Here is a 19766-nt window from a genome sequence, read left to right on the forward strand (position 1 = left end):
GATGAAGTTTATCTCTGTTCGCTCCAAAGTCCCATCCGATATAATTTGAAGGGATAGAAGAGAGAAGGGGATGAGAGAAGCTTATGGTTAGAAAAATGTCTGTTCCGCCGATGGAACTGGTAGATTATGAAGGGGAAGGGACTCAGTTATGTGCTGTGGTGGAGGAAGTCGGCAGCATTACGCTGAAAAGAGCGCTGATTCCGGAGCCGGGAGAAGGGGAAGTTCGCGTTAAGGTCAAATGGGTCGGCATCTGCGGCAGTGACGTAGAAGTGTTTCGGGGTGCCCGTGAGCCTGAATTTATATCGTATCCAACAAGACTCGGTCATGAAGTGGCCGGCGTCATCGATAAAGTAGGTCCTAATTTGATCGGACTTAAGGTCGGGGATCCGGTAGCTCTTCGTTATATTTGGGGGGCATTCGCGGAATATGTGTGCTGTACGCCGTTTTCCGTCAAGGTATTGCCCGAAGACCTGCCGTTAATTGAAGGGTCTCTAATAGAGGTGCTGCCGGGAGTTATCCATGCCGCAGAGCTGGGAGAGATCTCTCCTCATAAAAATGTGCTTATCACTGGACAAGGTGTGAGCGGCCTGGTTATGACCCAAGTCGTCAGTCTGTTCAGTCCCCGCAATCTCGTAGTGACGGATTTATTCGACGAGAAGCTGGCGCTGGCTCGCAAATATGGAGCAACCCACACTTACAAAATGCCTTCGGCTGACGCTAATACGATGGATATCGTGGGCAAGGATTTTCCCGATGGCTTCGACGTCGTCATTCCATGCTTGCTGGAGGGCGATGGTATGGTAGACGCCATCAACGCTGCCTCGCAAAATGGCCGTATTGTTATGTACGGATGCATCGGAACCTGTCACAAGCCGGTCGATTTCTTCAAAATTCATAAGAAGCGCCTGGATATTTTCTCTACGGAACCGAAACGGGATATCGATAACCGGCGGTATTTTGACCAGGGACTACGACTTGTCCTTGACGGACTGGTAAATACCGAGGAAATGATCACGCATGTCGTCAAGCTGGACCAAGTCGCTGAGGCGTTCAAGCTGAGAAACGAGCATAAGGGCAATACGATTCATGTGATGATCGATTGTGAGATGAAGACCAATTAAGCATTACCTAAAGGAGCAGATGATAGATGAGCAATCCAATGATTTCCGGCGGCTTGAGGGACACTCATGCATTATTCGATAAAGAGTGGATTCTACATCATGCGGAAGCGTCTCTTCAAGCGGCAACGATACATATTACAGACAGCATAGCCAGGATGAGCGAGGGCGGTATTCACGATTTTTACTCTAATGGAGATTACTGGTGGCCGAATCCGGATACGGCGGACGGACTTCCTTACATACGCCGGGATGGCGAGAGCAATCCGAACAATTTTGACAGCCATCGTCTTGGACTAAGAAGCATGAGAACGCATACGGCAAATCTGGCTGCGGCCTATGCTCTGACCGGTAATGAAGCTTTTGCCGAAAAAGCGGTTCAATTCGTAAAGGAGTTTTTTCTGGACGAGGCTACGCTAATGAATCCTCATTTGCTCTACGCGCAGGCCATTCCGGGCATTTGTGCGGGCCGCGGCATCGGCATCATCGATACCTTGCATTTGATCGATATTCCGTTTGCCGTAGAAGCGCTAAAAGGGTCGCAGGCAATGACGGAGGAGATTTACCGGGGGTTAAAGCAGTGGTTCAGCGATTATTTGCAATGGATGAGCACGCATCCTAACGGAATCGAAGAAATGAATGCAGACAACAACCATTCCGTATGCTGGTTCGTGCAGGCAGCGGCATTCGCGTGGTTTACCGGAAATGAGGAAATGCTTGCCTTTTGCCGACAGCGGTATAAAGAGAAGCTGCTTCCCGAGCAAATGGCGGAGGACGGAAGCTTCCCGCGCGAATTGGCGAGAACAAAGCCGTACGGGTATGCGATATTTGTTCTGGACAATATGGTGACGCTGTGCCATATTTTATCGACGCCCGAGGATAACTTGTGGAGCTTCGAGCTGCAGGATGGCCGCGGTATCCGGAAAGGCTTATCGTATTTATTCCCTTATCTGCAGGACAAGAGCCGTTGGCCGTATGCTCCGGATGTGGAGCATTTTGAAGGCTGGCCGGCTAAAGTATCCTCCCTGTTATTTGCCGGGCTTGCACTCGGGGAGGAAGACTATATCCAGCTGTGGAAGGAGCTAGACCCGGATCCCACCGATACGGAGGTACGCCGCAATATCGCGGTTCGCCAGCCGATCCTATGGTTATGAGGCAAAGGAAATCCAAACAGGAAGTGTCTGTGTCCAAACAGGCGCTTCCTGTTTTTTTCTCTTGTCCGGGAGCGGGTAAGCTTGGTACTATAGAAATTTCCCCCTGTGCAAAGCCCATTTTTTTCAGCTACTGCACCAATAGATAGAGCCATTCATAAACTAACTTTGACTGTATCCCTACACCTTGTAATGATACAAAAACCCGAGCAAGGAGGGGTGACATTTGAAGGGCAGCGACCACAAAAGTAAATTTTTGCTAACCAATCGTGAACGCGAAGTTTTCGAACTGTTAGTGCAGGACAAAACTACCAAGGATATAGCACAACAGCTGTTTATCAGCGAGAAAACGGTGCGTAACCATATCTCTAACGTCATGCAAAAACTGAATGTAAAAGGTCGTTCACAAGCAGTTGTCGAGCTGATCAAGCTTGGGGAGTTAACCATCTGATCAGTCAGGCAATCCCGCTTTGCACAGTCTAGTCCTACTTAGCCTTCTTAAGCGCTTTTCCCTCGGAAGATGCGCGGGGAGGCTCTTTGGTTTGTTTATATATGATATTAGTTTTTTAGGGCACAAGAAAAACGCAGTAGTTTTTTTACTGCTATCCAGTAGTAATATAGCTCGGTTTTGTAATTCGTCACGGAAAGGAATAGGGTTCCAAGATTGAGCATCTCAACGCACATTGTCCCTGATAGAGACAATAAAACCAAGGCGTGGTTCAAAAAAATAGACTTAGTTTCAGGCGATACGCCGATCAGGTCAGATGCTTGCACTTATCATGTGATCATACAACTTATTGAGTATTGAAGGACATGGGAGGGCTATTTTCGGTTCTTAAGCGACGTAAAGAACGCTGCTGAAAAAAAGAAAACTGTAAGCATCCAGCCTATTGTTGGAGCCCACTGCCAGAGTTCTTTTCCAGCAAGGCTAAATGCTAAACATGCAACACCAAACATGCCAAGCACAGTCGGTTTCATACAAATATCACCCTTAAAATAATTTATATAATTTCTGACGCTTAAAAAGTGAAAAGGTTACAGACGAATGAAAAATCATTGAATAATGAAGGGAGTAAGAAAACCCCATGGAAGATCTAACCCAGTAGAGTACAAGTCCCCAAACCCTAAATTAGACCCGTCGGTCCCGCTGGTCCAACAGGTCCCGGATCTCCTTGAGGTCCCATAAGCCCCGTATGACCGGTCATGCCAGTTAAGCCCTGATCCCCCACAAGTATCACTCTCCATTTATCATCTTGTATTATTTTATGTCTATCAACTTGGACAAGTAATGGATACTTGTCAGGGAGTAAAAGACTAATTGTGGGGGGGCAAATTTGAATATTTATTAGTGATATAACATCAGCGAATTTTTAAAAACTTGATATCGGTTCAGATTATTCGGCCAATGATGTCGCAGATTTTATAAATCGATACGATAACCATGTCATTGGTTTAAATGCAAAATCCATAAAAATGAAGGGGTTTAGGTTTTTTTGAAGTAATTATAGGTTAAACGAGTGAAATGGTTATTTTACACTTGAAGGGCAGCAACGCGAAGTTTTCGAGCTGTTAGTGCAGGACAAAACTACCAAGGATATAGCACAACAGTTGTTTATAAGCGAGAGAAAACGGTGCGTAACCATATCTCTAACGTCATGCAAAAACTGAATGTAAAAGGTCGTTCACAAGCAGTTGTCGAGCTGATCAAGCTTGGGGAGTTAACCATCTGATCAGTCAGGCAATCCCGCTTTGCACAGTCTAGTCCTACTTAGCCTTCTTAAGCGCTTTTCCCTCGGAAGATGCGCGGGGAGGCTCTTTGGTTTGTTTACATATTAAGTGACATTAATTTTTCGGGCACCAGAAAAAACGCAGTAGTTTTTTTACTGCTATCCAGTAGTAAAATAGCTCGTTCTTGTAATTTGTCACGGATAGCAATAGGGTTCCAAGATTGATCATCTCAACGCACATTGTCCCTAATAAGGATAGAAGAACCATGGCTTCTCCAATAGCGTTTAAGACTTGGTGGCAATGGTTAGCCAGAGGAAAGCTGGAATAGGTCGGCTTGTCATTATCGACTGTGCCGGAAACGGCCATGCCTGACAAAGTCAAAGTTGAGTGCATGGTGAACAGTACCAAATTTGCAATCATGAAATCCCTCCAAGCTATAGCGTATAGTTGGTTATTACGCTTTCAGGAAGAAAAAGTTTCCATATATAATAAAGAGATGAAACCACTTTATCTATCCCATTGAGAATGTATATTGTTGAAAGGGTGTATTGTAAGTGAAAATCATAGAAATAACGAAATCAGGCATTTCATACCTAGATGATTTATCAATGGAGAAATGGATCGACTTTGTAGAGTGCAACGTGAATTGGATCAAGTACCAGATAAGGACGGAGAAACTTAATGAAGAGCAGGCGATGAAATTACGAGGGAAAGATCATACGGTTGGACGGAGGGATATTTGTGCATCACCACCATACATACAGCTTTTTACCAAACCCTTTACAAAATTTGAATTTGATTCGGAAGAAGCCTTCTCGGAAGTAAGAAATAAAATAGCTGAGCTGGGTTGGTCAACTCTCGACATGAGTTAAGCTGTAAATAAACATAAAAAGAGGACGCTAGTCCTCCGGTGTACGATCCAGGAAGAGACGGGTGACGGATGTAGAATCACCATGCTTCACTTCCTCCTCACTGGCCTTTTCTTCCAGACTGTCATGAGTATTCATGCCGGGAGCAATATTCGGCTCCTCGTGTTGTTCCTTCATTCTGATTCACCTCGCTTTATGGTTATCATTGGCAAGGAAGGGGCAAGACATACATGACTGCTGAGTATGAAGCACAGCCTCAACGTTAGGGACCGGAGTGAATCGGCATGCAGCTCGAACGCCCATGACAGAGCATACAGATTTAAGCATGTAGATCTATTGTCCTGTAAATCAGCCTACATTATTATAGTAGTGGGACTATTTGCCATAAGTTGTCGAGCGAAGGTCATGTCCTTATATTACATAAATAGGAGTGGGATCATTGAAAAAGCTGATTGTTGTGTCGCTTACAAGTGCGTCTTTGCTGGTTGGCCTGGGGACAGGGGTTTTTGCCGGAAGTAATCTGAAGGAAATTCAGGCATACTTGAACGGGGATTTGAAAGTCCGGGTAAATGGCACCGTAGCCCAGCTCAATGACGAGCAAGGACTTGCTATAGAGCCTATCACGTATAATGGAAGCACGTATTTGCCGGTTCGCGGCGTAGCCAATGCATTGAAGGTGGCGGTTGATTATGACGCTGCCAATAACGAAGTTATTTTGGGCGAGAAGGTTAACGGCACACCATTGAATGCGGAAAAATTCGATGATGTACGCTACTCCAAGGAACCTGGCCAGACGACGTATAAAGGCAAAAATTATCAGGAAGTATCGTATCAGCACAGCGATAACGAACCGTTGGCTCCTTCACTTTTCGTTACCCCGGATAAAAAATATCAGAAGCTCTATTTGAAGCTGGCTGCTATAGATAAGGATATCACCGAAATCTAGATCAAGGATCTTGATAGCAATGCGCTTTTGAAAAAAGTCGATACGGTATCGGTCAATGACGGACTTAAGGAAATTGAAGCCGACATCGGCGGCGTCAAGACGGTTGTTATTAGCTTCCACCTCAAATCGGGCGGCGGCTACATGGTACCATTGATAGATTCGTATTACAAATAATAAGCTTGAATCGTCTCATGCTTCTTCCGTCCTCTAAGCTGATCCTGGAAAACAGGAAGCGCCCGGAGGACTTTTTCGTTTGCTGCGTAATTGTGCACAATAGGGTAAAATGACTGTAAGTAACAGTGAGGAGTGGACGACATGCCTGTCATCGAAATGTCTTTATTCATTCAGGCTCCGATTCAACGCTGCTTTGACCTGTCCAGAAGCATCGACATCCATATGGAGTCAACGTCCAGGACGCAGGAAAGAGCGATAGCAGGCAGGACAAGCGGGCTGATTGAGCTGAATGAAACCGTCACGTGGGAAGCTGTTCACCTTGGAGTGAGACAAAGGCTGTCAGTACGCATCACGGAAATGGAGGCGCCGCATCGCTTCGTCGATGAGATGGTGAGCGGGGCGTTTCAGCGGTTTACTCATGTCCATGAATTTATTCCTCATGAGAATGGAATCTTAATGAAGGACCGGTTTGATTATACTTCGCCTTTAGGCCCACTCGGCCGATTAGCTGACAGGTTATTTCTTAAAAGCTACATGACCCGCTTTCTCCGCGAGCGCAATGAATATATCAAAGCAGTCGCCGAACGGCAAGAATGAGGCTTGGAATCTCCAGTCATAGCTTATTCAAACTGTCTGGTTTCATTTTGTAGGGGTACTGCAACCCATCGTATCCATTCACTGAAAAAGACCTTCACTATCGTATTTTCTAATAAAAGAAAAGCGATGGTGAAGGTCTTTTTTGATGCATATAATCAAAATGTATCACTAAAATAAAAATGATTAATTTTACTTATTTTAGCTTCGGGAATACAATAGTTCCAAGATGATCCGAAAGGTTGTGATTAAATGAAGCATCAACCCGATTACTTTCGTGAGCAGTTTCCGTATTCAGCCCCGCCGCGCGTACTGTTTGACGGTGTGGAGGTTCCGACAGCCATGCCGGAGGATATTTTTATCACGGACACGACATTCAGGGACGGGCAGCAGGCGAGACCTCCTTATACTGTGGAGCAGATTGTCACCCTATTTGACTATTTACACCGCTTGTCAGGAGATAAGGGTGTGATAAGACAGTCCGAGTTTTTCTTGTACAGCGAGAAGGATCGTGAAGCGGCGTACCGATGTATGGAAAAGGGGTACCGGTTTCCGGAGGTGACGGCCTGGATTCGTGCGGTGAAAAAGGATTTTGCGCTCGTCAAAGACATGGGAATTAAGGAGACCGGCATTTTAACCTCGATTTCCGACTACCATATTTATTTGAAGCTGGGGCTCGATCGGGAAAAAGCCATGATGCAGTATCTGGATATTGTAGAAGCGGCTCTGACTGCGGGGATTCGCCCGCGTTGTCATTTGGAGGATGTAACGCGAGCCGATGTGTACGGGTTTGTAGTCCCGTTCGTTCAGCGTTTGACTGAGCTGTCCGAGCAGAGCGGGATTCCGGTTAAGGTGCGTCTATGCGATACGATGGGGTATGGAGTTTCCTATCCCGGGGCCATTCTGCCAAGAAGCGTTCCGCGACTGGTCCACGCTTTGAGGGAAGAGACGGGCATTCGCAGTGAGCAGCTGGAATGGCACGGACATAACGACTTCTACAAAGTGATGACCAATGCGGCCACCGCTTGGCTCTATGGGGTAGGAGGCATCAACGGCACGCTGCTCGGATTTGGCGAAAGGACAGGGAACACTCCGATTGAAGGTCTCTTGTTTGAATATATGGGATTGACCGGCGATATGTCCGTAGATACGACGGTCATCACGGAAATCGCGGACTACTTTGAACGGGAGCTTGGCTATCATATTCCTCCAATGACACCTTTTGTCGGGAAGCAGTTTAATGTCACCGCAGCGGGTATTCATGCCGACGGAGTGATCAAGAATGAGGAAATCTATAACATCTTTGACACCGGCAAGCTCTTGAATCGGCCTCTAGGGGTGCAGGTGACGGATAAGGCCGGGGCAGCCGGCGTCGCGTTCTGGGTTAATAAACAGTTAGGTCTTAAGGGCGAGAATCGTTTGGACAAAAAACATCCCTCCATACAGGCAATGACGGCTTGGGTGGCGGACCAGTACAAGGACGGCCGTACCACCAGCTTGTCGGATATGGAGCTCCTTGGGGCGGCGAAGCATTTTTTGGCGGACTTGTTCTAACAGCGGCTCCAATTGATGTATGAAGATATTGTAAATCTTCTATTGATGTTAGCTCCGCTTTGGCATATAGTGATCGTAAGAAAATGATTGTAGAGATGAGAAGACCGCAGGAAAGGTCGTGACCGTGAAGTGGATAATGCACTTTTGGATTCGGTGGTTTTGCCGGACGGTATCCTCGATTCCAGCAGGCTGAGCAGCAGAGAAACGTTGTATATCGGGCGAAACGGCAAAGCGGTAGAGCGGTTTGCTGTCGATCCGGATGACTCGCACAGCTACATCTTCAAACCGTTGACCAACCTGGACACGATAGGACGTGAAGCATGGGTTTACCGGAACCTTCTTCCCCGAATTCCTGTTCGCTATCCAAAGCTTCTCGCACAGGCGCAGCACACGGATGCAGAGAGGTATTGGGCAATTTACGAAGATTTAGGCAAGCTGGAGCATCGGTTTGACAGAGAAACCTTGATAATAGCAGCCGAAGCGATTCCATTCTGGCATCGGCTTCCCGTCGAATCCGTTCCGGAGGAGTTTACCGGACATACTCCGCTAGTCGATCAAATTATGCGAGAAATTCAGGATAAGCTCCCTGTGGTGAGAACGATCCTGGAACGGCTGGCCTTTCCCGCTGATCTCACGGAGAAAGCACAATGGGTTGTTGGACAAATGGACGATAGGTTATTTTCCAAGCAGACAGTTTCCCACGGGGATTACCATCCGTTGAATTTGTCACTGCTTGAAGATCAGATTACGATTCTGGACTGGGAGTACGTTCACCGGAATTCGATCTACTGGGATCTGTATAATTTGTTAGACATTACAAGTCCCAGCTACAGAAGGCCTGTCGTTACCGCAGCAGTAAGGAATGAGGTGCTTCAAGCCTATTATGCGCGAACAGAGCAGCTTGGCCAGGACGGCGGCTTCCGTACACTTCAGCAGCATTACTATCGCTACGCGCTTCTCTATTCCTTGTGGATTTTGACACTCATTGAGAAGGATCTGAAGTCCGGTGTGCTGAACCCCGAGGCGTTGTTGGAGCAGCAAGAGGAGACTCGAGCCATTGCAATGGATTTATTGCTTGAGCAAATAGAGATGAATAATCAGCCCCGCTGACATAGGGAAGAAGACCAAGGAACCGAGACGAAGCCTCGGTTTCTTGACATAAATTTTAGAGCTCCTCGCAGCAATGCGCTTCGAAGCCAAGGCATCATTACCCTGAAATTTCTCTGGTACCCCATGTCATTCCCTGTTATGCCGCTTCACCGCCATGGATGGGCATTGAACGGTTTATCCATAAAAAATTTATGGCCAAATTCATGAAAGCGGTAACATTTCAATAGCTTTTGATGTATACTTGAATTAAAAGCGATCAAAGGAGAAATGTCGACTATGGGAGTAGAACCGATGAATCCTTCTGAATTGTATGCCGTAAAACGCTGCTGTCGCTGTGGAATGGAACTTGAGGAGCAAGCCGATTGCTATAAAAGCACCTGTGACGAGTGCGAAGGAAACACTTTCTACCCCTTATCTCCGCTTCAGCCCAAGGGTAAGCTCATGAATTATATGCAAGGAACCAATCTAATCGATGCTTATTGGCACTAACCAACGTTCCCCCGCGGGGCTCTCAACAGAAGCTGCTTGCGGGTTTTTTACTGCCATAGAATGTTTCCATTTCAGGTTTAGCACATAGTACACGAAACCGCTTCGAAGCGAATGCACCACTTTGCGAGGTGATCTCATTGTGCCGTATAAATGCCTACCTGCTTTGGATCCTTCCATACCCCTCCGTACTGCTTCAATCTTTGATCCGCCTCTACTTCGAGCCATGCGAGCAACTCAGCGTACAGCTTATCATCGCTCGGAATTAGCATGTAGCTGAACATCGAAGAAATGTAGCGAACGACCGGAGCGCTTTCGTGAAAGACGAGAGCATTCGTAAGGAGCACTTCATTGACCTGTGAAAATTCGCCTCCCAATATGGACTTTGCGTTCTCCACACTGAATGTACCGACGGGAGAGGTCATAGGGGGATAACCGAATGCCTGCAGCATATCATTGTACAAGCTTTTGATCAGAGGCTGTGACTCGCTGGAATTCGTTATCGCCAATACATGACCCTCAGGTGCCAGAACCCTCCTGAATTCACGCAGCGCTTGCGGAATGTCCGGTACATGATAGAGCATATGTCTAGCTGCAACCCGTTGAAAGGTACCATCCTGAAAAGGCAGCTCTCTGACATCTCCGATCACTCCTTCGATGCCTTCCGATTTCGTCTGTTCAATCATACCGGCGGATTGATCCAGTCCGACCAGGCGGCCCTGATGCCCCGCATGGAACAAATGCTTCAAAAAGCTGCCGGTCCCGCATCCTGCGTCCAAGACGGCTTCTTCCCCTGTCAGCTTCATTAAGGCGACGGCTTCCTTGTCTAAATTGATTTTACGATCCGTATACAGAGCATGAGTCTGAATGCGGATGGATAATGGTTCAGCATGGTCATATTGGCGAGTGATCTGCTTTGATTGTTCCATATCAATCTGCCTCCTTTTATATTCATCCTAATGTAAAAAAATAGGAGGAGGAATGGAGTTTTATTTCCCTTTTATGGATTTTTATGTGATTTTTGCTGAAAAAAATTAAAATTGCCTCAAAAGTCTGTTGAAAATAGGTCTGGGGGCGTTTACATTTAGATTAGGTTATATTTGACATGGTTCGACAATGGCCTTGGCCGGGTTCTAACCAGCGGGACAGAGGATAGATAAAAGAACGTCGGGTTTGGAGAGAGTACAGATCATGGTGAAGAAAGCGACTACAACCGCAATCGTTGGTATGCTTGGCTTAGCGGGTGCGCTAACCAGCTGCAGCGGGATAAATGAAGATGCTTCCACGTGGACATATGATGCGGGACAACCGCTTTCAATGCTTATGGTGTGGTATGGGGACGATGTATTGTCGCCGATGAAGCAGCGGCTGCTGCAGGAAAAAGTGATAGAGAAATTCAATGTAGACTTGAAGATACAAATTGTAGATAAGGATGAATACGAAAGCAGGCTTAATGCTGCTTGGATGAGGGGAGACAGCCCGGATATCGTCTGGATGAACAATACGATGATTCGTGAGGCGGCGGGCAGCGGAGCATTGCTTCCTCTCGATGATCTGGTCAAAAGCTCGCCCGTATGGAGCAGGATGCCTAAGGAATATTTCGCCGATTCCCGTTACTTTGGCAAAATCTATTCCCTGCCGCAAAACATTCAAGCTCCGGAATCGATTCATTACCGAGCGGATTGGGCCAAGGCGTTGAATATAGCTCCACCCACCAATCCGGAGGAGCTGTACAGGATGCTGTACGCATTCGCCAAGAACGATCCGGATGGGGACGGAAAAGCAAATACGACGGGGTTCACCATGGAAGGAAACTTAAGCCGTACCGGGGCTATCTGGAGGATGTTCGTTCCTGCGGCCCCCCGCAAGCTGGCCTTGTATCTGGATAATCAGGACGATACAATCAAATCCGCTTACTTGGTTTCTGCGGACATGAAGAAAGCGCTGGAGTGGCTGCGTAGAGGCTATGCCGAAGGCGTTTTGGATAAAGAGTGGGTATTGGAGAAGCAGAAGACTGCGGAGGAAAAGTTTATTACCGGAAAGACGGGAGTCTGGGTCATGGGTGCAGACATGATCACCCCGCGTTATGACAAAATGAAGGCCAATTTCCCCAATGTCCATGTCACGTCCATCCCGCCGATGAAAGGTCCTTATGGCGCGAATTACGCTGTACGTGCCGGATATTCAAGTAATTATGTGATTATGTCCAAGACACCAAATCCGGTCAAGGCCAAACAGGTGCTGGATTACTTGCTCGGTCCGGAAGGAACATTGGAAACCAGAGTCGGCTTTGAAGGCAGTACTTATGCTATCGAGAATGGGGAACTGCAATGGCTGATGAAAGGGGAAGATAAATATTACGACCCCGGCTCTGTCCTAAACAGCGTCCATCGACTGAAGCTGCCTGTGCCTAATCCGATGCTGGAGCAAAACTTGAGGGCAGTAGAAGGCTTCAAGATGGAGATGAACGCGAACAGCTTGTACATCCCCAAAAGCGAGCGGGCAACCCAAAAGGCGGGAGAATTTGAGCGACTTGCTCTGGACTACATAAGCAAAATCATTATTGGCCAATATCCGGTAGACCGGTATGACGATTTCGTCGCCGAAGCGAAGAAGATGGGATTGGAATCGATCTTGAAGGAAATCAATGAGATTTATAAAAAAGAGAAGAAATGGGCGGAAGAAAATAAGTAAAAACCGGCGTTCTCCGATGGTAAGGAGCTGAGCCGGTCTTTTTTTGCCTGGTTATCCATTGCAGCTATGCTGGAGCATCATCAAAAAGCTGTCGATGAGGTCCGGGTTAAAAGCGGCGCCCTTTTGCTCCGCCATAAAAGCAACTGCTCTTTCTTTGCTCCAGGCATCCTTGTAGGCTCGACGGCTCGTTAACGCATCATAGACGTCGACCACGGACACGACCTGCGCTTCGAACGGGATGTCATTTCCTTTTAGCTTGGCGGGATAACCGGTGCCGTCCCATTTTTCATGGTGGTATTGAATGATGTGCTCGGCAATGCGCAGCTCTTCCTGAAGGATCTCATCCTCGAGCTCTCGTGAGATTTTATTTACAATCTCCAGACCAATCAGCGGATGGGTCTCGATGATATATCTTTCGTAATGGTTGAGCTTCCCCGGTTTGTACAATATACCCTCAGGAATGCCGGATTTGCCGATATCATGCATAATACTGGCATTGACGATTTGTTGAATATACTCTTCTGGGAGACCCAGCTTCAAACGCTCGTTATGGAAAGTAAGCAGCTTTTCGGTTCCATGCTGCACGCGGGACAGATGCTCTTCAATATGTGGGTCCCTAATTTCACAGGAAATGGCTAGCACCTTCAATATTTCACTTTGCAGCTTCAGCTTGCGGGTTTCCGATATATAGCTCCCCTCGGATATCTGGTCCAAATCGCGGACGACACCTACGTAGTAGGTCTGCTGGTTCACAACCATGGGGGTGATGGTGATGTTGGTGTGCCAAATGTCTTTATTTTTCTTGCGGTTGATAAATACGCCGGTCCAGGCCAAATTCATCTGAAGCGACTCGTGCATACTCGCATACGTTTTTGGAGGAGTAAGACGAGATCTCAAAAAGTTGGCACGAAGACCTATCATATATTCACGGGAATATCCCGTAACTTCCTCATATTTGGAATTAACCTCAACAATACGGTGATTCTCATCCGTAATAATGACCCCGTCGGCTAATTTCAGGTAAAACTCTAGAGCCGCCTGCATGGTGTTCCTCCTTAAATATAGTAAAGCTTCTCGTGCAGGAGGTTGTGGTGACCTCAAGCCGGTTGTACCTTCCATAGTTTAGCATAATTTTTGTGTACCAAAGTTCACAATTTGTTGAATAATAGTTTCGGTTCTTCCCGTTCATGATACGCCGTATGCAACTTAAGAAAATTTTAAGGTTTCCTTATGAGCGCCTTAAATTGTGTTTTGTATACTGAAGGTATCTATATGCAGTGATGCAGCAGCCAATTAAGGAGCGGAAATCATGCGGAACACGTTAAGGAATGACGTTGAACGGGATCATAGTCCTATAACGAAATGCCTGCTAAGGAATACGGAGTTGGAATATCGGGCGAAAACGGTCAAAGGGTACGAGGTAAGCTGCTACCAAATGTGCTTTTACCTTCTTCAAAATGAGGCCAAAGCGATGAAGGCTGCCTTGGCATCTGTCGAAGCGCTGCTGTTGAATGACTCCTTCTTCTCCATGCCGGAAAGGGAACGCCTCGATGCTGTACGGAAAGTATCGATTCGCTGCTCCCTGAGACTGGTTTAAAAAGCATGAAAAATGATACAGGGCTGGAACATAGAATCCAGATTTCAAGACATACTACATGCTTAGAAAGTGATCTATGACATGGAGGACAAGGGAATGAGTCTGGATGGAAAAGGAGCTATGAGATTTAAGGATAAAGCAGCTGTGGTCACCGGCGGAGCCAGTGGAATCGGCGAAATGACCGTTCGATTGTTTGCGGCCGAGGGGGCGAAGATCGTCATTGCAGATTTCGCGGACCGGGGGCAGGAGCTCTCGAAGGAATTGAATCAGCAGGGATATGACACGCTGTTTGTCAAAACCGATGTGACCCAGGAGGAACAGGTAAGAAACATGGTCGAGCAGACCGTAAAGCAATACGGCAAGCTGGATATTCTGTTTGCCAATGCGGGAATCGCCAAGGATGCTCCAGCCCACGAGCTCAGTCTGGAGTCTTGGCAAAAAACGATAGATATTAATTTGACCGGCGTATTCCTGTGCGATAAGTATGCAATCGGACAAATGCTGTCGCAAGACACCGGCGGGGTTATTGTTAACTGCGGCTCCATACACAGCCATGCCGGAAAAGCGGGAGTAACCGCTTATTCCTCCGCCAAAGGCGGTGTCAAGCTCTTAACCCAAACGTTAGGAGTTACTTACGCCAAAAACCACATCCGAGTCAATGCGGTATGTCCGGGGTACATCGATACGCCGCTGATTTCGGGACGCACGGAAGCGGTGAACGAGCATCTGATCAGCCTCCATCCTATGGGAAGGCTGGGCAAGCCGGAGGAAGTAGCCAAAGCTGTGCTGTTTCTGGCAAGCGAGGACGCTTCGTTTATTACGGGTACGAGCCTTCTCATCGATGGAGGTTATACTGCACAATAAAGTAAGCCGGAGCTAGAGCAAAAAGACCGTTCCATCCAGCCGTCGAGGCCGGACTGGAGCGGTCTTTGCGTAGCAGGGATTTACCCCTTATTTGTTTTGGGCGAGTTGAGCTTGCCGATTGTACCATTGAACGAAGTTGTTGACGACAGTGTCCAGGAATTTTACCGTAGGCTCGTGGGTAATGTTACCTTCGGCATCCATCTTCTCATGAACGATTCCCACATAAACTTCATTGCCTGGAAGAAGCGGCGAACCAACACCCGGGGAGAACAGAATATCACGCAGGTGCATTTGTGCCTTCACGGTTCCAAGAACTCCCATCGACGCGCCCATAATCCAGGACGGCTTTCCGTTCAGCACGCGATCCACGCGGGACATCCAGTCGATCGCATTGACCATGACGCCCGGAACGGTACCGTTGTATTCTGGAACCAGCCAGAGAACGGCATCAGCGGCAGCCACTTTGGCTTTGAATTCTTTTACAGCGGCAGGAGCTTCATTCTCAATATCCTGATCGTAGAAGGGCAGGTCGCGAAGGCTCAAAATTTCAAGCTCAAAAAGGTCTTTATACCGTTTTTGAATATATTCGCCCAGCTTACGGTTATAGGATTCTTTGCGGATACTTCCGACAATAGCAGCTACTTTCATGGTTATTACCTCCAAGGATTCATTTGAAATATGTAAATCAGATTTGAATAGTACAATAAATATTATTATTTATTTATTATATTTAGTCAACATAAAAGTTTAGAATATAGGCAAAAAAATTCCCGGAAAAGACATTTGTCCCGGGGGAAGTAAGAGTCAGGGGCGATTGAGCTGCTCAAGCACCTGCTCCACTTTTTTCAGATGCATAGACATCCGTTCCTTGGCTGCAGCCGCATCGCGTTCCTGAACTGCGGCCACGATAAGGCGGTGCTCCTCCGAAAGCCGGCTTAGCTCGCTTTGGTCAGCGAATACCCATAATTTGCGGCTCTCCCGCATCACAGAACCCATGGATGAAAACAAGGATTCGAGGGTTCTTTGGAGCAGCGGGTTACCGGACGCTTCGGCAAGCGCGACGTGAAGCCGGATATCCGCCTGCTCCAGCGCTTCCTCATCTTCAAGCTTTTCCATTTCCTCGAGTATCGAGGAGAGTGCAGCCAAATGATGGTCGGACCGGCGCTCAGCAGCAAGCGACGCACTCTCCGTTTCCAATATGTAGCGAAGCTCAAGCCAGGCTTTGAGCTGAGGGAGATCGCTGATCTCCGGCAGCTGCCATATGGAGGAGGGCGGCGGACTTGTCTGAAGCACGAAGGTGCCTCCGCCATGCCGCACGTCAACCCAGCCATGAGCCTTTAACGACATGAGGGCCTCGCGAATGGTTGAACGGCCTACCTGGTAATTCACAGCCAGCTGCTCTACGGATGGCAGGCGGCTACCTATCGGATACTCGCCTTGGAGGATTTGATCCCGTATGGCATCGGCCACGACTTCGTAAGCTTTTTTTATAATCACAAGCGCACATCCTTTGTATGGTTGTCAAACCGGCAGCCCTGCGGTAAGCTCATCCCCTCTCAAATGGGCGATAAAGAGAACCGCCGGCCTGGTTGCGGACAGGCTTTGCTGATAACGGATTTCCCGATATCAAGGGAAAATCTTTTCACAGCAGGATTGACACGTTATGAAAGCGAATTCTATAATAAAGTCATCAGATGACCTGATTAAAATTATACATGAAGGTTCCAAGAGAAACAATATCCCGGGAGGTTATATCCAGTGCTATCCTCAACTGTTCGAGAGCAACTGCAAGGCATTGTCGGGCCGAGCTGGTTTAAGGACGATACCGAATCCCTCGTCTCCTACAGCTACGACGCGACGCCGTTATATCAATCACTGCCGGACGGAGTTATTTTTCCATCGTCCACGCAGGAGGTATCCGCGATTATGAAGGTGTGCGCACAGAACAAGGTTCCCGTTATTGCCAGAGGAGCCGGCAGCAATCTGTGCGGAGGCGTCGTACCGGTACAAGGCGGACTTGTCATGGTGATGACGAGAATGAATCGGCTGTTGGAGATCGATCAGGACAATTTGACGGCAACGTTCCAAACCGGCCTCAATACGAAGCAGTTTCACAATGCGGTTGAGGCAACGGGATTATTTTACCCTCCCGACCCCAGCAGCATGATTATATGTACGATGGGGGGCAATATTGCGCTCGGCGCTGGGGGCCTTCGCGGATTGAAATACGGAACGACCAAGGACTATGTGATCGGGCTGGAAGCAGTGCTGGCCAATGGAGATATTTTACGAACAGGCGGCAAGCTGGTGAAGGACGTCGCCGGATACGATTTGACCCGATTGCTGGTCGGGTCCGGAGGAACGCTCGCCATCATTACCGAGGCGACGGTGAAGCTGGTCCCCAAGCCGGCCTTTCGGCGGTCCATGGTCGCCATTTATAGCGATCTGTCCTCCGCAGCACGCTCGGTTTCGCAGATTGTGGCCAACCGGATTACGCCGTGTACGCTGGAATTTATGGATCGCGCGACGATTCGCGTCGTCGAGGATTTTGCCCGCATCGGCCTTCCCGTAGATGCCGAAGCGATACTGGCAATTGAGCAGGATGGCGATGAGAGCCTGGTGGAGCGGGATTTGCAGCTGATCGAATCGATTTGCCGCCAGGAAGGCGCTATAGAGGTCAAGGTAGCCTCAACTCCGGAGGAAGGCGCCAAGGTCATGGAGGCGAGACGAAGCGCATTGGCGGCTCTGTCCCGTTTGCGCCCCACGACGATCCTGGAGGATGCAACCGTGCCTAGATCCAGGATTGCTGAGATGGTCTTGGAGGTTCAGCGAATTGCCGATAAGTATAACGTACAAATCTGCACGTTCGGCCATGCCGGCGACGGGAATCTGCATCCTACGGCGATGACCGATGCGCGCAATAAGGAAGAGATTCATCGGGTGGAGCAGGCCTTCGAGGAAATATTCGAGGCCGCCATTCGGATGGGAGGGACGATAACCGGGGAGCATGGCGTCGGCATGGTGAAGGCCCCGTATCTGGAGTGGAAGGTCGGCGCTTCGGGCATCGACATTATGAAGCGTTTGAAGGAAGCCTTCGACCCGGATCAGCTGCTGAATCCCGGCAAGCTGTTCGCCGAGACGCGCAAGCGGATTGTATTTAGCGATGCGTCCCATGGCGACCGCCACGAGGCTCAAGAAGAAACGGCTGCAGGAAAGCAGGAGGGCCGCTATCCGCAGAAGGAACAGACGGCGAAGCCGGCCGGTCAGGAGGAGGCGTAATATGGCGATGACGGAACGGGAAGCCTCTCACCAGCACAAGCTTGCGGAGAGGCTGAAGCTTACGCTGGACACGGACCAGCTGACCAATTGTATGCGATGCGGCTTCTGCCAGACGGCCTGTCCGACCTTCAATGAGACGGGGCTGGAGGCTGCGTCGCCAAGGGGACGAATTGCTCTCATGAAAGCCGTGTCGGACGGCTTTATGGAGCCCGACCGCCGCTTCCAGGAGCAGATGGACCTGTGTCTTGGCTGCCGTGCCTGTGAACCTGCCTGCCCGTCGGACGTGAAATACGGCCAGCTTATCGAGCAGGCGCGGGAGGCTATCGCTTCCGAAGCGCAGCACCCTTGGCACGTGAAGGCCATCCGCACCTTGTTCATGGAACGGCTGTTTCCTAACCATAGCCGGATGCGGCTGCTGGGAGGGATGCTTAAGCTGTATCAGCGCTCCGGCTTGCAGAAGCTGACGCAGAAAAGCGGAATCATGGGCCTGTTCCCCGAGCATATGAGGCAGATGGAAGCGATTCTGCCGGAAGGGTCCTCCGACGGCGTGATCCGCGCCTGGGAGAAGCTCGGTCTGCCGGCGGCCTGGGAAGCGACCGCAAGCGGCGAAGGCCGCATGCTGGTCATCCCTCCTGCCGGCGGCGTCAAACGCGGCCGCGTCGGGCTTTTTCGCGGCTGTATCATGGATGTGCTGTTCACGTCGACGAACGTGAACACGGTCCGGCTGCTCCGCGAGGCAGGCTTCGAGGTCGTCATTCCGACCTCGCAAACCTGCTGCGGAGCGCTGCACGCCCACGCGGGCGAAACGGCGTCGGCACGCCGCCTCGCCCGCGAGAACATCGACGCCTTCCGCGCAGCGGGCGTCGATTATGTGGCGAGCAACGCCGGCGGCTGCGGCGCGAGCCTGAAGGAATACGACCATCTGCTTGCCGCAGAGGAGTCGTATTCCACGGCGGCGGGCGAGTTTGCCCGCCGGGTCAAGGACATCGCCGAGCTGCTCGTCGATGAGGGGCTTCCGCTGCCGCTGAAGGCGGTGCAGCGGGAGAAGCCGCAGGTGGTCACCTATCAGGATTCGTGCCACCTGCGCAACGTCATGCGGGTCCAGCAGCAGCCCCGCACCCTTCTGCAGTCGATTCCGGGCGTCCGCCTGAACGAGCTGCAGGGCGCGGACCGTTGCTGCGGCTCGGCCGGTATCTACAATCTGACACAGCCGCAGATGTCTGCGGATGTGCTCGATCACAAGATGGAGCATGTGGATGCCACACAGGCGCAATATATCGTCACGGCCAACCCGGGCTGCCTGCTCCAGATGAAATGGGGCATTGTCCGTGCGGGCTGTGAGGATCGAATGAAGGCCGTGCATCTGGTCGACTTGCTGGCGGAATCTCTGGACGCGTCGGACGCCAAGAGCTAACCGGTATCCATATCCCAAGAAAAAAAAGCTTACCATCCGGTAAGCTTTTTCTGCTTTTGTCAAAAAAGTCAAGAAGCTTGTACCAGAATATCGGGCCTTAATCGCGAATAACTTTTAGTAAACGAGTAAGATTCTGCCGGAATACTGAATGTTTCATGATATTTCGGTGTATAATGGAACTATATGAA

22 protein-coding genes and 1 pseudogene are annotated in these 19766 nt (G+C 49.2%); 16 read left to right on the plus strand and 7 right to left on the minus strand.

Going from position 1 to position 19766, the window contains the following annotated elements; genetic code table 11:
* Nucleotides 1–83: 83 nt before the first annotated feature.
* From B1728_RS09580 to B1728_RS09590, 3 genes are all read left to right on the plus strand, one after another.
* Nucleotides 84–1121, plus strand: a complete 1038-nt coding sequence (locus B1728_RS09580) for a zinc-dependent alcohol dehydrogenase (protein WP_079909968.1) — start codon at nt 84–86, stop codon at nt 1119–1121.
* A 26-nt stretch (nt 1122–1147) separates the two neighbouring features.
* Nucleotides 1148–2272 carry an alginate lyase family protein gene (locus B1728_RS09585; RefSeq protein ID WP_256865304.1) on the plus strand — a complete coding sequence of 375 codons (1125 nt, stop codon included), beginning with the start codon at nt 1148–1150 and terminating at the stop codon, nt 2270–2272.
* A gap of 223 nt (nt 2273–2495) precedes the next feature.
* Nucleotides 2496–2720, plus strand: coding sequence for a helix-turn-helix domain-containing protein (locus tag B1728_RS09590; protein WP_028547616.1), 225 nt, complete (start codon nt 2496–2498; stop codon nt 2718–2720).
* Between the two features lie 371 nt (nt 2721–3091).
* On the opposite strand, the gene B1728_RS36235 is transcribed toward B1728_RS09590, so the two are convergent.
* Entirely contained in the window at nt 3092–3247 is a 156-nt protein-coding gene (locus tag B1728_RS36235) for a hypothetical protein (RefSeq protein WP_179135959.1), read from the minus strand.
* A gap of 588 nt (nt 3248–3835) precedes the next feature.
* Here B1728_RS36235 and B1728_RS09595 point away from each other — a divergent pair.
* Nucleotides 3836–3999 (plus strand): annotated as a pseudogene (locus B1728_RS09595) (helix-turn-helix domain-containing protein).
* 112 nt (nt 4000–4111) lie between these two features.
* On the opposite strand, the gene B1728_RS09600 reads toward B1728_RS09595, so the two are convergent.
* The gene (locus B1728_RS09600) at nt 4112–4417 is read right to left on the minus strand and encodes a hypothetical protein (protein ID WP_079909969.1); all 306 of its coding nucleotides are present in this window, start codon (nt 4415–4417) and stop codon (nt 4112–4114) included.
* 134 nt (nt 4418–4551) lie between these two features.
* Here B1728_RS09600 and B1728_RS09605 point away from each other — a divergent pair, with 134 nt between their 5' ends.
* Nucleotides 4552–4869 (plus strand): hypothetical protein, encoded by a 318-nt coding sequence (locus B1728_RS09605; protein WP_079909970.1) that lies wholly within the window; start codon nt 4552–4554, stop codon nt 4867–4869.
* Between the two features lie 27 nt (nt 4870–4896).
* On the opposite strand, the gene B1728_RS36240 is transcribed toward B1728_RS09605, so the two are convergent.
* Entirely contained in the window at nt 4897–5043 is a 147-nt protein-coding gene (locus B1728_RS36240; RefSeq protein ID WP_179135960.1) for a hypothetical protein, read from the minus strand.
* Between the two features lie 262 nt (nt 5044–5305).
* On the opposite strand from B1728_RS36240, the gene B1728_RS09610 reads away from it, so the two are divergent.
* The 6 genes from B1728_RS09610 (at nt 5306) to yhfH (ending at nt 9733) form a co-directional block, all read left to right on the plus strand.
* A complete protein-coding gene (locus tag B1728_RS09610) occupies nt 5306–5812 on the plus strand; it encodes a stalk domain-containing protein (RefSeq protein ID WP_256865305.1) in 507 nt (168 codons plus the stop codon).
* 27 nt (nt 5813–5839) lie between these two features.
* Complete coding sequence (locus B1728_RS36750) at nt 5840–5986, plus strand: hypothetical protein (protein WP_256865306.1); 147 nt, start codon at nt 5840–5842, stop codon at nt 5984–5986.
* A 141-nt stretch (nt 5987–6127) separates the two neighbouring features.
* The gene (locus B1728_RS09615; protein WP_079909971.1) at nt 6128–6583 is read left to right on the plus strand and encodes an SRPBCC family protein; all 456 of its coding nucleotides are present in this window, start codon (nt 6128–6130) and stop codon (nt 6581–6583) included.
* A gap of 249 nt (nt 6584–6832) precedes the next feature.
* Nucleotides 6833–8134, plus strand: a complete 1302-nt coding sequence (locus tag B1728_RS09620) for a beta/alpha barrel domain-containing protein (RefSeq protein WP_079909972.1) — start codon at nt 6833–6835, stop codon at nt 8132–8134.
* Nucleotides 8135–8287: 153 nt separating this feature from the next.
* On the plus strand, nt 8288–9244 hold the full coding sequence (locus B1728_RS09625; protein WP_256865323.1) for a phosphotransferase: 957 nt from the start codon (nt 8288–8290) through the stop codon (nt 9242–9244).
* A 291-nt stretch (nt 9245–9535) separates the two neighbouring features.
* Nucleotides 9536–9733, plus strand: coding sequence for a protein YhfH (yhfH, locus tag B1728_RS37195; RefSeq protein ID WP_306293520.1), 198 nt, complete (start codon nt 9536–9538; stop codon nt 9731–9733).
* A gap of 134 nt (nt 9734–9867) precedes the next feature.
* Here the strand turns inward: yhfH and B1728_RS09635 are convergent, their stop codons facing one another.
* Nucleotides 9868–10659, minus strand: a complete 792-nt coding sequence (locus tag B1728_RS09635) for a class I SAM-dependent methyltransferase (RefSeq protein WP_079909975.1) — start codon at nt 10657–10659, stop codon at nt 9868–9870.
* A 262-nt stretch (nt 10660–10921) separates the two neighbouring features.
* Here B1728_RS09635 and B1728_RS09640 point away from each other — a divergent pair, with 262 nt between their 5' ends.
* Nucleotides 10922–12424, plus strand: coding sequence for an extracellular solute-binding protein (locus tag B1728_RS09640; RefSeq protein ID WP_079909976.1), 1503 nt, complete (start codon nt 10922–10924; stop codon nt 12422–12424).
* A 51-nt stretch (nt 12425–12475) separates the two neighbouring features.
* Here the strand turns inward: B1728_RS09640 and B1728_RS09645 are convergent, their stop codons facing one another.
* Nucleotides 12476–13468, minus strand: coding sequence for an HD domain-containing phosphohydrolase (locus B1728_RS09645; RefSeq protein ID WP_079909977.1), 993 nt, complete (start codon nt 13466–13468; stop codon nt 12476–12478).
* Nucleotides 13469–13733: 265 nt separating this feature from the next.
* On the opposite strand from B1728_RS09645, the gene B1728_RS09650 reads away from it, so the two are divergent.
* Nucleotides 13734–14021 carry a hypothetical protein gene (locus B1728_RS09650; RefSeq protein WP_079909978.1) on the plus strand — a complete coding sequence of 96 codons (288 nt, stop codon included), beginning with the start codon at nt 13734–13736 and terminating at the stop codon, nt 14019–14021.
* 120 nt (nt 14022–14141) lie between these two features.
* Entirely contained in the window at nt 14142–14885 is a 744-nt protein-coding gene (locus tag B1728_RS09655; protein WP_079910165.1) for an SDR family NAD(P)-dependent oxidoreductase, read from the plus strand.
* Between the two features lie 87 nt (nt 14886–14972).
* On the opposite strand, the gene B1728_RS09660 is transcribed toward B1728_RS09655, so the two are convergent.
* The gene (locus B1728_RS09660) at nt 14973–15533 is read right to left on the minus strand and encodes an NADPH-dependent FMN reductase (protein WP_079909979.1); all 561 of its coding nucleotides are present in this window, start codon (nt 15531–15533) and stop codon (nt 14973–14975) included.
* Between the two features lie 156 nt (nt 15534–15689).
* Entirely contained in the window at nt 15690–16382 is a 693-nt protein-coding gene (locus tag B1728_RS09665) for a FadR/GntR family transcriptional regulator (protein WP_256865307.1), read from the minus strand.
* 261 nt (nt 16383–16643) lie between these two features.
* Between B1728_RS09665 and B1728_RS09670 the strand changes: the two genes are divergently transcribed.
* Nucleotides 16644–18164 (plus strand): FAD-binding oxidoreductase, encoded by a 1521-nt coding sequence (locus tag B1728_RS09670; RefSeq protein WP_079909980.1) that lies wholly within the window; start codon nt 16644–16646, stop codon nt 18162–18164.
* A gap of 1 nt (nt 18165) precedes the next feature.
* Nucleotides 18166–19578, plus strand: a complete 1413-nt coding sequence (locus tag B1728_RS09675) for a (Fe-S)-binding protein (RefSeq protein WP_377741201.1) — start codon at nt 18166–18168, stop codon at nt 19576–19578.
* Nucleotides 19579–19766 lie beyond the last annotated feature (188 nt).

Origin of the sequence: Paenibacillus sp. 32352 (assembly GCF_002042965.1) — a bacterium.
In the GTDB taxonomy this organism is placed as follows: Bacteria; Bacillota; Bacilli; order Paenibacillales; family NBRC-103111; genus Paenibacillus_S; species Paenibacillus_S vulneris.

Bases quoted from the DNA above. Each gene is read 5' to 3' on its own strand.
- B1728_RS09580 (WP_079909968.1), top strand. From the start codon at position 84: ATGGTTAGAAAAATGTCTGTTCCGCCGATGGAACTGGTAGATTATGAA.
- B1728_RS09585 (WP_256865304.1), top strand. From the start codon at position 1,148: ATGAGCAATCCAATGATTTCCGGCGGCTTGAGGGACACTCATGCATTA.
- B1728_RS09675 (WP_377741201.1), top strand. From the start codon at position 18,166: ATGGCGATGACGGAACGGGAAGCCTCTCACCAGCACAAGCTTGCGGAG.
- B1728_RS09650 (WP_079909978.1), top strand. From the start codon at position 13,734: ATGCGGAACACGTTAAGGAATGACGTTGAACGGGATCATAGTCCTATA.
- yhfH (WP_306293520.1), top strand. From the start codon at position 9,536: ATGAATCCTTCTGAATTGTATGCCGTAAAACGCTGCTGTCGCTGTGGA.
- B1728_RS09635 (WP_079909975.1), bottom strand. From the start codon at position 10,659: ATGGAACAATCAAAGCAGATCACTCGCCAATATGACCATGCTGAACCA.
- B1728_RS09660 (WP_079909979.1), bottom strand. From the start codon at position 15,533: ATGAAAGTAGCTGCTATTGTCGGAAGTATCCGCAAAGAATCCTATAAC.
- B1728_RS09600 (WP_079909969.1), bottom strand. From the start codon at position 4,417: ATGATTGCAAATTTGGTACTGTTCACCATGCACTCAACTTTGACTTTG.
- B1728_RS36235 (WP_179135959.1), bottom strand. From the start codon at position 3,247: ATGAAACCGACTGTGCTTGGCATGTTTGGTGTTGCATGTTTAGCATTT.
- B1728_RS09640 (WP_079909976.1), top strand. From the start codon at position 10,922: ATGGTGAAGAAAGCGACTACAACCGCAATCGTTGGTATGCTTGGCTTA.
- B1728_RS09655 (WP_079910165.1), top strand. From the start codon at position 14,142: ATGAGATTTAAGGATAAAGCAGCTGTGGTCACCGGCGGAGCCAGTGGA.
- B1728_RS36240 (WP_179135960.1), bottom strand. From the start codon at position 5,043: ATGAAGGAACAACACGAGGAGCCGAATATTGCTCCCGGCATGAATACT.
- B1728_RS09645 (WP_079909977.1), bottom strand. From the start codon at position 13,468: ATGCAGGCGGCTCTAGAGTTTTACCTGAAATTAGCCGACGGGGTCATT.
- B1728_RS09620 (WP_079909972.1), top strand. From the start codon at position 6,833: ATGAAGCATCAACCCGATTACTTTCGTGAGCAGTTTCCGTATTCAGCC.
- B1728_RS09615 (WP_079909971.1), top strand. From the start codon at position 6,128: ATGCCTGTCATCGAAATGTCTTTATTCATTCAGGCTCCGATTCAACGC.